The organism is Lysobacter ciconiae (assembly GCF_015209725.1).
In the GTDB taxonomy this organism is placed as follows: domain Bacteria; phylum Pseudomonadota; class Gammaproteobacteria; order Xanthomonadales; family Xanthomonadaceae; genus Novilysobacter; species Novilysobacter ciconiae.
Map to the genome: position 1 here is coordinate 300,725 of NZ_CP063656.1, position 12,911 is coordinate 313,635.

Below are 12,911 nucleotides of genomic sequence, written 5' to 3' on the forward strand. Positions count from 1 at the left end.
CCGACCCAGCGTAGCTGCGGTGCAGGCCGCTCGCACGGGTCTTCGGTCATGCCCGCAGCGCGTAAAGGCGGGCTCGCGCGCGCCTGTGTCTACGTTGCGGGGCGGGTTGTCGGTATGCTTGAACCATCGCCCGCCGTGGTGCGTTTTCAGCCCCCGCCCATGCACGCCTACGTCTATAAGAGCCTCCGCAAGGAAGGCGCCTACGTATTTCTCGCCACCCGCGACGACTTCGAGTGCCTGTCCGAATCCGTGCACAAGGCGCTGCAGCCGTTTGCCCTGGTGCTGGAAGTGACGCTGGACGGCGCGCGCCAATTGGCCCGTGGAAATGCGGATGAGGTGCGAAGTGATCTGGCGACGCGCGGCTTCCATGTGCAGATGCCGCCGCCGGTCAGCCAGGATCCGCTGACCTCGGACTGGGGCACCGATGCCTGAGCCCCGGTCTTTGCGTGCGTGGATCGTGCTGGCGGCGGTCGGGCTTGTCCTGATCGGTGTCGCCGGCTTGGGTGGTTGGCTGGCGGCCTTATGCGGCCTGCTCGCGCAACCGGTGCTGGCCCTGGCCGCGCGCCGGCAACGCAGTCCGGCCCCGCTGCTCCCCGCTCACATGCGGGTTGAGCTGTGGCCGCTGCTGGCACTCTGGGCGCTCGCGGTTGGCGGGGTCGGGTTGCTGGCGGCCTGGCCGCTGTCGGCACTGCTGTCCAGCGGCTCCCTGCCGGCGGCGCTCGCCCTGAGCGCGGTGTCCGGTGGCGCGCTGATCGTGCTGTGGCGGTTCTGGCCGGTCTGGCAGGGCCTGGAACGTGACGGCGGCGCACTGGGGGATCACCAGCGCGCGCTGGAGGGCCTGGAGCCGGGGGCGTGGCGCGGTCTCGGGATCGCGCTGGGCGTCGGCGCAGTCGTGGGCTTGATCATGGCATTGGCCTGGCCAGGCTGGCTTGCCAGTGGCCAGCGCTGGATCGTCGCGGTCGTGCTGGCGGTGGCCTCGGCGGCGTTGCACGGCTGGCTGCAGCGGGTTGCGCCCGCCAAGGCACTGCAATACCTGGACGACGTGGACGAGCCGTCGCTAAGCCACGAAGCCTCCGCACAAGTCAGCGGTGAGGACAATCGCCCGGCAGACGCCGTGGGCGGGCTGGAGCAGGCTGTCGCGAACGTACCGCTCGAGCCGACGCCAGTGCAGGGCGGTTCAGAGCCGGCAGAAGTCGCTCTCGCCAACGTGGCGCCGGTGAACGTCTCTGATCCGCAACTGGTGCCGCAGCTGTACGAGGCGGCGCGCAGCGGCCGGGTCGAGCGCGCGCTTGAACTGATTGCCCAGGGCGCCGATCCGCACGCACTGCCGCCCGCGGAGGACCGTGACCAGCGCAGTTTGGCGGTGCTGGCGGCCGTGTTGCCGGACCTGCGACTGCTGCGAGCGCTGATCGCCGCCGGTGTCGCGCTGAACCACATGCACGCCGGCCTGACGCCGCTGCTGGCGGCGACCCGTGACAGCTGGCACGGCCGACCCGATGCGGTCACCACCCTGCTGGCGAACGGGGCCGACCCGCGTGCCCGCGACGCGGAGGGCAACACGCCGTTGCACTTCGCCGCGCGCAGCTCCGACCCGGGCGTGGCGGCGCTCCTGCGGGATGCGGCGGCCGAGCTGGATGCGCTCAATGACGACGGCTTCTCGCCGCTCGGGGTCGCCTGCATTGCCGGCAACTGGCGGCTGGCACGCTTTCTTCTCGAGCGCGGTGCCAATCCGGATCCCGCCGGCGGCCAGCCCGCGCTGCTCGCGGCCGCCGGAGGCGAGGAAGACGATCCCGCCGGCGTGGAGCTGTTGCTCAAGCTCAAGGCGCGGGTGCATGCGGTAAACGCGGATGGCCGCACCGCTCTGCACGAGGGCGCTCGCGCCGGCCATGCCAGCATCGTCGCCGCGCTGATCAAGGCCGGCGCGGATCCTGCCGCAACCGACAGCCACGGCAGCAATGCCCTGCACGAAGCCGCGCGCGGTGGCCACGCCGCTGTGCTGGAACAATTGCTCGACGCGGCCGATCCCGCTGCCGCAATGGCCGCGGACAGGCAGGGCTGCAACGTGCTGATGATCGCCTGCATGGCCCCGCAGACCCCGCCGGAGCTGGTGCAGCGCTTGCTGGATCTGGGGATCGACCCGGCCGCTCGGGATCAAGACGGGCGCCGAGCGATCGATCGCGCGGCGGAGACCGGGCGCTGGTCGCTGGTGGCGGTGTTTGATCCTGCCTACGCCGTGCCGTCGCAAGTGGCGGGCGTCGATGATGCGGGCCCTGCCGACCGCGCGCCCATCACCCTGCTGCGCGAAGGCCTGGACGAGGGGCGCGAACACGCCCTGGACACGGTTGCCGCGCTGCTCGGCCCGCGCCAGCTGGGCGCGCTGTTCCACGATGGCGATGGCGCGTTGCCGCCGCGCCAGATCGAATGGTTGCTGGCGCGCGGCGCGGATCCGGAAGTCCGGGACGGCACCGGTACGACGCCGATGTTCAACCTGCTCGGCAGTGGACCGTCCGCGCAGGCCTCCCTGACCGTGATGCTGCAGCGCGGAGTGTCGCCTGCCGGTGCCGGCGGGCTCGCCCGATTCGTTGCCGCCTGCATGACCCGCGGCCAGCCGGAGGGATCGCTGGAGCACCTCGCGCTGGAACTGCTGGACCGCGGCGCGGATCCGTTTGCTCCGTCTCCCGGCGGCGACCCTGCGCTGGCACTGTCGGTCCGCCTGGGCTGGTCCCAGCTGTTCACCCGCCTGGTGCATTCGGGGGTCGGCCTGGACGACCGCGACAGCCGGGGCATGAGCGCACTCCATCTTGCCGCCGCACTCGGCCGTGAGGCGATGCTCAAAGAACTGGTCGCGCACGGGGCCGCGCCCGGCCTGCTTGCCGCCGACGGGCAAACGCCGCTGGGAGTCGCGCTGGCCTCCGGCCGTCGTGACCTGGCCGATTGGCTGGACTGGCGCGGCTGGCCCTTGCCGCGGCGCCCGTTGCTGGCGGCCGATCTGCCGTCCGCGGCGATGGTCGGCGACGCCGATGCGGTCCGTCGCCTGCTTGACCTCGGCCTGCCGGTGGACGCCGTCGACAGTCAGGGCTGCAGTGCGTTGCTGCGAGCGGCCGGCAGCGGCCATCGCGCCGTGGTCGACCTGCTGCTGACGCGCGGTGCCAGCGTTGGGCTCGCTGCCGGCTCAGGCGCCACGCCCTTGTCGGCCGCCGCGAGCATGCGCCACCTGGACATCGTCGATCGGCTGATCGAGGCCGGCGCCGACGTCGAGCAACGCCTGCCGGGCGGGCTGACCGTTTTGATGATCGCCTGCGCACTGGGCTTTCCCGAACTGGCAGCGCGCTTGCTGTCGGCCGGTGCGGACGCGGATGCTGTCGATGAGTCCGGACGGACCGGCCTGCACTGCGCGGCAATGTTCGGCTTCGGTACGCGCGATCGGATCCGGCTGGTCACCCTGCTGGACACGCTGATGCTGGCAAGCGACGAGAACGCGCTGGAAGCGAAGTCCGACAGCCCGTCACCGCTGCTGTTGTTGCTGGGCGCGGCTGCGGATCAAGGCGCGCAGGCTGATGAGCAGGTGTTGATCGCCGGACTGGAGCACCTGATGGACAACGGCGCCAGTCTGGAGTCCCAGGACGCGCGCGGATTCGGCCCGCTGCACCTGGCGGCGCTGCACGGACTGCTGGGCGTGGTGAAGTGGCTGCTGCGCGCCGGCGCGGATCCGGACCAGCGCGACTCCCTGAATCGCAGCCCGCGTGAGATCGCGGTGATGCGCGGGTTCGTGGATATCGCCGCGCAGTTCACCAGCGCCCATCCGGTGGCTGATGTATCAATGGCCCGGTTCCTGCGCGAGAAGCAATAAGTCGGGTACCCGCGTAATCGCGCGTGCTGCCGTGGGCTCAGCGGGTGTCGGGCGGTCGCCGGGACCCGGCGATGCCTCCGAGCACGCCCCCGCCCAGGTCCGCATCAAACAATTGCTCCAGCTCCTGGCGTGCCAGGGTCGACGCCTCCAGCACCGCGTCGGGATCGTCGTGGACGCGGTACTGCGCCTCCAGCAGCCGCTCGTCGTGGGCCAGAAAGCGCACCGCGTGGTCATGCGCCACGTCCGGCGGCACCCCGAGGGCGACCAGTACCTCCTCGCCCAGCTTGAGGCTGGAATGCAGCATCTCGCGCAGGCTGAACGCCCCCAGATCGCGCAGCTGCCAGGCGTGGCGACGGTCGCGGGCCCGCGCATACACCTTCGCCTGCGGGTACAGGCGGCGGATCACCCGCACCGTCTGCAGGCTGCCTTCCGGATCGTCGATGGCGATGACGAACACCTTGACGTGAGCCGCGCCGGCCGAGCGCAGCAACTCCGGCTTGGCCGGGTCGCCGTAAAACAGCGGATTGCCGAACCGGCGCATGAAGTCGACCTGGTCGGCACTGTGCTCGATGGCGATGAAGGGCACTTTCTGCGCGACCAGCATGCGCGCCACGATCTGGCCAAAGCGGCCGAACCCGGCAATCAACACCTGTGGGTGGCCGTCGGGGGCGGCGTCTCCTTGGGCGGCTCCGGCCGCGCCACCGGCCGGCCGCGCAGGATCCGCGCAACGGCGATCATCAGCACTGGCGTCAGCGCCATGGACACGCCCACCGCGGCCACCAGCCGATCGCGCATGACCGCCTCCAGCAGGCCCGCCTTGACCGCCTCGGCGAATACGACGAACGCAAATTCTCCACCGACCGCGAGCACGCTCGCCAACTGCAGCGCGTCGCGCCGCGACAGCTTGCCCGGCTTGATGCCGACCATCACCAGGATCGCGAACTTGACCACCATCAGGGCCAGTACCAACAGCTCGATCAACACCGGCTCCGCGACGACCAGCTTGAGGTCGACGCTCATGCCGACCGCCATGAAGAACAGCCCGAGCAGCAGACCCTTGAAGGGTTCGATCTGCGCTTCCAGCTCGTGACGGAACTCCGAGTCGGCCAGCAACACGCCGGCCAGGAACGCGCCCAGGCCGGCCGACAGACCCGCGCTCTGCATCAGCAGCGCCGATCCAAGCACCACGAGCAAGGCCGCGCCGGTAAACACCTCGGGCATCAGCGAGCGCGCCACGAAGCGGAACAGGTGGCGCAGCAGGAACCGCCCGCCCAGCACCAGTGCCGCCATGGCGAACGCGGCCTTGGCGATCGCGTCCCAGCCTAGCCCGCCTTCGGCGACCAGGTTGGCTTTCCCCAGCAGAGGAATCGCCGCCAGCAGAGGGATCGCCGTGAGATCCTGGAACAGCAGTATCGCGAACGCCAGCCGCCCGTGCTCGCTGCCCAGCGCCTTGCGCTCGGACAGCAGCTGCAAGCCGACCGCCGTGGAGGAGAGTGCCAGCCCCAGGCCGACCACCAGCGCGGTTTTCCAGCCAAACCCGGCGAAGGTGGCGAGCACGCCCATCACCACGCCGGTGATCAGCATCTGCGCCCCGCCGACCCCGAACACCGGACGGCGCATCACCTTCAGCCGTGACGGCGAGAGCTCCAGCCCGATCACGAACAACATCATCACCACGCCGATCTCGGACGCCGCCAGAACCGGCTCCGCATCGCGGATGACCCGCAGACCGAACGGCCCCAGCACAACGCCCGCAGCGAGGTACCCCAGCACCGCGCCCAGCCCGAACCGGCGGAACACCGGCACCGCGATCACCGCTGCCAGCAGGAACACCACCGCAAGTTCAAGACCGCCGCCGCTCATCGCGTACCTCTTCAGGGGAGCGGTTGATTATGCGGCAGGGGGTGGTAGGAGTGCTCGAGTGGAGAGGAGGGATGGCTGCCGCGACCGAGGATTACGTGCGCTGTACCGGTGAGAATTGCCGCTCATACCGCGGCGCCACAGGATGCGTGCTGGTTGTGGGGTCGTCAGCGAACCAGGACGTTCGGACATTCTTTAAAGGGTCAGCGTGCTAGTAGTCCGCTTGGTCCTGTGACCACAACCAGAACGTCGCTCCATAGTGACTTCCTTCGAAATCCGGAAAAATGTCGCCGTGTTTAAACCTCCGCCGCGAACTGACTTGAGCAGGGCTGTACCACCAACCGCTGCGCGGACACGGGTCTCCAGCAGGCACGCGATTGATGCGTGCGCTTTGACCGCTCAGCAGGTCAAGTAGACCATCCGTCACCGTCTCACCGGGCACACGCTCTATAAGCGTCCACTTGGTCGGTTCTCGGCCAACATTCTGCATCGTGCGTTCGTCATAACCGATGTTCGCCTTGTCGGCGGCTTGGCCTGCAATGAGGAACTGCGCGGCGCTGTCTGCAGCCGACGGCAGATAGATGCCAGTCTGGGGGACTGGCTCGCCTGTGCTCACCGTGGTTGCGTGATTGAGTCGATACTTCGGCCAATGAGCAAACGCTGGAAGCGGTCCGCGCGACAAAATGTCGTAGCCCTCAGTTAGCTCAGTTTTAGACCAATACGCTCCCGCAGTCGCACAGATGTTTCCAGCATATCGCTTAGCCACTGATAAAAACTCCGCGTAAATATCACCGCCGGGCGGATCCAGTTCTTCGAGCCAATCCGATGAAAACTCGAGTTGACCTCGAAAGTCATTCGCGACGCGGTGGGCGGTGTTTAGAGAGCTCATGTCGCCGTGACTCAGCGCAATGTACGATTCATACAAATCCTGCAGTGTGTCACGAAAATTGGGTAGCACACGCTGCCCCACACAATATCAGGTTGGTAGGGCTGTGGTCGGCCTCGATAATCTGGGGGTAGTTCGCGCATGAAACGGTGCAGGCATTCCTCTAGATGCTTCACCATCTCTTCCCACGCGTCACGCATCAACAAGAAGTACTCTTTCGAACTGTATCGTTCCAGCAGATAGATCTCTTGCGGAAATAGTGGAGTAGCCATGTTGGCTTACATCAGCTTCTTGGTTGGGACGTTGCGCTGATCTATATTGTTTCTCTGAATCGCTCGCGTTTCGTAGGCACCTTGCAGCCATAATCCACGGCAGCAGCAGGAGTGTCTATGAGCAGCAAGCGATATACAGAACAATTCAGGATCAAGGCAGTCAGGCAAATCACTGATCGCGGTCACTCGGCGCCCGAAGTAGCCAACCGGTTGGGGGTCTCCATCCACAGCCTCTATGGCTGGCGGAAGCGGTACGGCGCGGTCGGGCCAATCGCAGGCGAAAGATATGGAGAAGCGAATTTGCGCCAAAAGTCCAGGCGGGAAAATGTTCCGTATACGAGCGCGAGCAACGACAAGCACCATTTCGCAACTATTGCGGCTCGCGCGCTACTGAAATACTCGGGCTGACGATGAATGACGGCGCCCAGAACGACAAGTCCGCAAACGCAGGCAAAATCCCGGATCAGTTCGCGTAGCGCATCGAACGAAACTGCTTGCTTGCGGGGTTTATTCGTCATACCAGCGCCCGTGCGATATGTTTAGCGGTCCAACTGGTCTTGCGACCACAGCCAGAAGGTCGCGCCATACTGGCTGCCCTCGAATCCTGGAAAAACGTCGCCTTGTTTAAATTTCCGATGCGATCTTGCTTGGGCAGGGCTGTACCACCAGCCGCTGCGCGGACATGGGTCTCCAGCGGGCACGCGATTGACACGCGCGGTTTGGCCGCTCAGCAAGTCAAGCAAACCGTCCTTCACCGTTTCATCGGGCACGCGCTCTACCAGCGTCCAGTTGGTTGGCTCAGAGCTAATATTTTGCATGGTGTGTTCGTCGTAACCGACGCTTGCTTCGTCAGCGGCGTCACCCGCTATCAATAATTGCGCGCAACTGTCATCAATCAGCGGCAAGTAAACCCCAGTCTGCGGAACGGGATCACCTGTTCGTACAGTAACCAAGTGGTTAAGTTGATACTTTGGCCACGTCGATGGGCCATTGATGGGACCTCGGCTTGCTGGATCGTAGCGTACGGTCAAGGCACCTTTGATCCAGTAAGCGCCAGCTGTGCGCCAAATGTTCCCAGCATATCCTACTGCGATAAGTAGGAGCTCAGAGTGCTTGTCTCCCTGCTTCGGTTCCAGCTCATCAAACCACTCGGATGAAAACTCAAGTTGCCCCCGGAAGTCATTTGCAACTCGATGGGCGGTATTGAGAGAGTTCACGTGCCCATGGCTCAGAGAAATATAGGACTCGTACAAATCGTGCAGGGTGTCGCGGAAATTTGGTATTACACGTTGCCCCCAAACGATATCCGGCTGGTCGGGTAGCGCGCGACTTCGATAATCGGCCGGAAGTTTACTTGTGAACTGTTCAAGACAGTCGTCAGCATGTCTGACCATGGCCTCCCATGCGTCACGCATAAGCGCGAAATATTCGTTCGAGCTGTATCGCTCCAAAAGATAAACTTCTTGTGGAAATAGGGAGGTGGTCATAGTGAATTAAATCGCCTTCCTGGTAGGTGCGTTCTCTTGAATTATCTTATTGGTCAACTTGGGTAGGCCGAGAAACTGGTCACTTTCGCCGGTGAAGTCTGTATAGCCCCATCCGGTAGGCTTACGTCGGCCGAAATTCTCGGGAAGCAGATGTCCTGGATCCAAAACAATCTGCTTGCCACCTCCTTCGAGAACAAGCTCACTCCCGGTTTCAAGTCTCTGGCTTGCCGTGGCACCTTCCCAGACGCGCAATCCTTCGCCCTGAGGTACCTTGTAGATAACATACTCGCCGTTTCGGTTCCAGAAGCGCCAGACGGCGAATCGGCGTCGCCAGTCGTCTCGGCTGTTGAGGGCTTCGAACTCTGCCTTGCGCATCCAGCAAATACTGTTGTCGTTGGAAGTGGGATCGACTACCCGATAGATAATTTCGCCAGGCGGAATAGTTACTGCCTCGGCGCTGTGGAAGGTTTCGAACGCGCCTTGAGTTGGACGTTTGGCTCCGCGGGCGGAAATGTCGGGCCAGTACTTTTCGGTGGGAGCTGAATCAAGCGCTCTGTATTTTAGCTTCTTCGCTCTATCCACCCACTTCGGCTTGGCAGCCGCAAGTTCCATGCGCTCGTGCGCCAAAGTAGGGCGCATGTACTTGTGCGGGTTATGGGCGTTAACGCTGGCACGGTAAGCCATGTCCGACTCGATCTCAAGCCGTCGCGCAAGGCGGTTGAGCCAGTCGTCTACTGGTCCGAGCACCTTGCGAAGGGGCTTGTCCGCGGACTTGCGGATTGACTGCACCATTGCCATCAGTGCGTCCGCCTGCGCGCCCATGCTGTCGGTACCCCAACGCTTCACCATCTTCATCAGATCGCGCAGTGCGTTAATGATCGTGTCGAATGCGGTCAGGAGTTTGCCGACCGTCAAGCTGCCTGCAATTTCGCGCACCAGCTTCGCGAGATGTTTGTAGGGATTGCTCCAGCGTGCAGCCTTCAGGGCACGGCGCACGACGGGATTCTGCAGGTGTTGGTTGAGCTTCTGGATCCCGGCTTCGACAAATGGACGACTTGCGAGCCAGAAGCCTTTGTCAAGGGAAGCCTTCGAAACGCGAAGAACAGATTTGCGTCCGTAGGCAAACACAATCTTTAGACAGCCCTTTGCAAGTGATCCGAGTGTTGGGAAAAGACCGATCAGTGTCAGAACAAGTGCCACCCACGCCCAACTGTTGCTCGTATCGCCATGAATCTTCTTGCAGTTCGCCACCACGTCACGGACATCGCATATCTGATCCACGAACGGGATCATTGAAATTACGGTGCCCGTGACAACCTGCGCGGTACTCTGTTCCTCGTTGAAGTCGCCCTGGATGACCTCCCAGATCCACTCCGACGCTGCGGAGAGACTTTTCCTGCCGCTGTCGACCCACTCGCCCGGTGCTGATTTAAACCAGGCCAGCGCATTCTCGAGGTCATCCCATTCCATTGTGTGTCCTCAACCAAGTTTCGAGCGTGCAGCCGCTATCAATCGATCGACGGCGTCCCAGGGCTTGTCTTCCAACGGCTCGGGAAAGTCGTACTCCACGCGAATCGCTTTTTTCGGCACGTTGGAATGTTCGGCAAAGCCTTGGGCATCCAGCTTGCCCCCAATTACTTCGCCGCCTTCGAAGAAAATCCTGTAGGCCTGGCTGGCAAACGGCTCATAGTCCCAATCGCGGTGTTCGATCTCAATCCAGTTGCCGAGGTTCGCATGCACCGGGAGATATGGGATTTCCGGTTGAATGCTCATCGGCGTCGTCCACTCCTTCTTCGCCGCTTTGAACTCGATCGTCCCCGGCGCGCCCAGTTCGATGTCGTTGCCTTCCAGCTTCAAGTAGGCGCCGGCGGCAGTAACCAACACATGTTTGCTGGGGGATGCGATCTCCACATCTGCCTGGGTGCTGGCAATGGTGACGCTGGTCTTTGCGGCCGCCGTGGCGACGTTCTTGTGCGCGCGAGCACTCACATCTCCCTGCGCGGCGTGCAGCGCAATTCCCGTGCTGGTCTGCGGCTTGCCGTCGGGGGCAGGGGTGCCGTGGCTGTACAGGCTGATCCCGCCGGCGACCGCCACCACGGTCTCGCCCTGGCTCAGCCAATTAAGGTCGTTGCCGGCGGTCAGGGTGGTTTCGGTGCCCGATACCCAGATCTGGTCAGCTGGTGTGGTGGCGATGATGCCGTCGGGGCTGCTGGCGGACAGTAGCGGAGCGCTCCACCCCGGTGCTTCGCCGTCGCCGCCGCTCACGCCATCGCCTGCCGGGGTGCCGGTGAGGGTCCCGGTCAGGGTTTCCTGCACCTGCTGCAGGGCCTGCAGCGCCGGAACGGTCTCGGCCTCGTCAGGCAGATCGGCCAGTTGCGCCTTGGCCGTATCCGCCAGGCTCTGCACCAGTTCCGCTCCGCTGCTCAGCTGGCCGCGCAGGTCCTCGGCGGCCATCTGCTGGCGGCCGGGCTCGGTGCTCAACAGCAGCCCGGCGCCGGCGCGCAGGGCGCCACTGGCCTGGGTGGACAGCTCTACGCCGAAGCCGCGCTCGCGGCCGCGCACGTTGTCCTCCCCGCCCTTGAGGTGCCCGAGGGTCAGCGTGGTGGCATGCTGGGTGGTGGCGACCTGCGCGCGACCCTGGCCCGGCGTGTCGTCCAGGCGCAGCTGCTGGTAGCCGCCGCTGCCGGTCTGGCTCGCCCCCAGGGCCTGGCTCTTGAAGCCTGTGAACACGCCCGGATGTTCGTTGCCGTCGAACCACGCGGGGGCGTTGCCGGTCGCGCCCGCCTTGCCGCCGTTGACCTGGTTGTGCGGCGCGTCCGGCTGGCCCGCACCGTTGTAGAGACTGCCGACGATGACGGGGCGGTCGATGTCCCCCTCCATGAAGGCCACGACGACTTCCTGACCCTTGCGCGGCAGCATCACGCTGCCCCAGTTGTCGCCCGCCCACGGGGTGGCGACGCGCACCCACGTCCATGCGGGATCGGTGCCGGGCGCGTTGTCATCGCCGTCCGGGCGAGCCATGCCTGAGCTGGCGTTGCTGCCGCGCTGCCATGGGAACTGGATCTTGATGCGGTGGTCGCGGTCGGTCTGCAGCGGCGCCCCGTCGGTGACCACGATCGCGGTCTGGGTGCCGCGGACCGTGGGCTTTGGGTGCAGGCGCAGCCCATGGCCGTCAACAGTGCGCGGGCGGTAGGGCAGGTCGGCCGGGATTGCGGTGAGGGTGTTGCGGTAGAAATCGGTCGACGGCGCGGCCGCCATCGCATTGACGGGATCGGAGCCTGGCGACAGCGCCGTCGGCAGTGGCAACGCGCCGATGTCGGTCGGCCCCAAGGTCTGGTCGAGCACCTCGAACACCTCCGCGCCCAGGTTGTTGCGGGCGGCATGCTCGACACGCAGGCAGGTGTACGACTGGCCGTTGGTGTCGGGGTGCTGGCTCAACGAGAACCGGGTGCCCGGTGCCTGGCGGCGCCAGGTGCCGGTGGCTTGGATCATCCGGCCGGCGACATCGTGCGCTTCCATCTGCCGGTTCGCCCGCAGCGCGGCGTGGGCCTCGTCGGCCACGCCGTAGGGACCGCTGGTGTCGACGTCCTCGGTGGTGACGTTGCCGCCCGCCAGGACGCTTTGGCCCGAGGCCGGGCGCAGCGTGCGGCTGCGGTAATCCCAGCTCGCGCGGCTGATCGAGGCGGTCTGCCAGCGCCGGGTATTGGCCCACTGCTGGATGCTGTCCGCGCGCTCGGTGGCGTCGGCACGATGGAAGCGCACGCTCCCGGCGTCCGCAAACGCTTCGGGATGGTCGCCCATCACCAGCGTGTGGCTGCCCAGCGTCTCGCCAGCGGTATTGCCGGTGTGCTCAAACCAGTACGCGATGCCTTCCTCGGCGAGCAGGCGCTGGAGGAAGTGGAAATCGCTCTCGTGGTACTGGGTGGTCAGGCTGCGGGTGCGATAGAGCGACCGGTCGGAAAGCTCCCAGCGCCACGCCGGCACCAGCGCCCCGGCCTGTGCGTAATCGGCGAAGAGGTCCTCGGCGATTTCGAGCACGCTCATGTCATGGAAGACGTAGCTGTCCACCCGCTGGCGCAGGAACGCCAGCCAGGGCTCGATGACCAGCCGATAGCGGGCGATGCCGCCGTTGCTGCCGACCCGCTCGCAGGCGGTGACGTGACCGTGGAAGGGGCGGCGCTGAGAGGCGGATTCGGCGGTCAGCAGTTCCAGCAGGACGGGTTGGCCGAGCAGTTCATCCAGCGGAAGGTGCGCGTCCACCGACAGCGCGTCCAGCTGCAGCCGATAGCCACCGTCGTCGACCGACTCCACGCCCTGCAGGCTTTCGGCGACCAGCACGTCGGGACCCAGGCCCGTGTGAAGGTGCAGCAACCGGTCGAATTGTTTTGGCCCGGCGACCAGGGCGGTGAGCAAGGTGGTGCGAGCATCCATGGCGGTGGTCTCTCCCTGGCGGCCGTCCTGGCCTGCCCCGGTGCCGATCATAGCGCCTCGCGGCGGAAGGTTGCAGGGAGGGGAGCCGGAAGTCGCGAGGTCAGGCCGGGGGCCGTCGCAGGGTC

Annotated in this window: 6 protein-coding genes and 2 pseudogenes; 3 read left to right on the top strand and 5 right to left on the bottom strand. The window is 65.2% G+C overall.

Annotated elements, in window-relative coordinates; genetic code table 11:
• Positions 1-114: 114 nt before the first annotated feature.
• Positions 115-432 carry a YcgL domain-containing protein gene (locus INQ41_RS01320; RefSeq protein ID WP_407074242.1) on the top strand — a complete coding sequence of 106 codons (318 nt, stop codon included), beginning with the start codon at positions 115-117 and terminating at the stop codon, positions 430-432.
• Positions 425-3,850 carry an ankyrin repeat domain-containing protein gene (locus tag INQ41_RS01325; RefSeq protein ID WP_193985555.1) on the top strand — a complete coding sequence of 1,142 codons (3,426 nt, stop codon included), beginning with the start codon at positions 425-427 and terminating at the stop codon, positions 3,848-3,850. Before INQ41_RS01320 ends, INQ41_RS01325 begins: the two co-directional genes overlap by 8 nt.
• Before the next feature lie 37 nt (positions 3,851-3,887).
• On the opposite strand, the pseudogene INQ41_RS01330 reads toward INQ41_RS01325, so the two are convergent.
• Together INQ41_RS01330 and INQ41_RS01335 are read right to left on the bottom strand one after the other, a co-directional pair.
• Positions 3,888-5,713, bottom strand: a pseudogene (locus INQ41_RS01330) (monovalent cation:proton antiporter-2 (CPA2) family protein).
• Between the two features lie 208 nt (positions 5,714-5,921).
• Entirely contained in the window at positions 5,922-6,668 is a 747-nt protein-coding gene (locus INQ41_RS01335) for a hypothetical protein (protein WP_228076653.1), read from the bottom strand.
• A gap of 317 nt (positions 6,669-6,985) precedes the next feature.
• Between INQ41_RS01335 and INQ41_RS13185 the strand changes: the two are divergent.
• Positions 6,986-7,123: pseudogene (locus INQ41_RS13185) on the top strand (transposase); the annotation flags it as partial.
• A 284-nt stretch (positions 7,124-7,407) separates the two neighbouring features.
• On the opposite strand, the gene INQ41_RS01345 reads toward INQ41_RS13185, so the two are convergent.
• The 3 genes from INQ41_RS01345 to INQ41_RS01355 are packed head-to-tail and all read right to left on the bottom strand — an operon-like array spanning position 7,408 to position 12,786.
• Positions 7,408-8,355, bottom strand: coding sequence for a hypothetical protein (locus INQ41_RS01345; RefSeq protein ID WP_193985559.1), 948 nt, complete (start codon positions 8,353-8,355; stop codon positions 7,408-7,410).
• A gap of 6 nt (positions 8,356-8,361) precedes the next feature.
• Positions 8,362-9,825, bottom strand: a complete 1,464-nt coding sequence (locus INQ41_RS01350) for a hypothetical protein (protein WP_193985560.1) — start codon at positions 9,823-9,825, stop codon at positions 8,362-8,364.
• A gap of 9 nt (positions 9,826-9,834) precedes the next feature.
• Entirely contained in the window at positions 9,835-12,786 is a 2,952-nt protein-coding gene (locus INQ41_RS01355; RefSeq protein ID WP_193985562.1) for a type VI secretion system Vgr family protein, read from the bottom strand.
• Positions 12,787-12,911 lie beyond the last annotated feature (125 nt).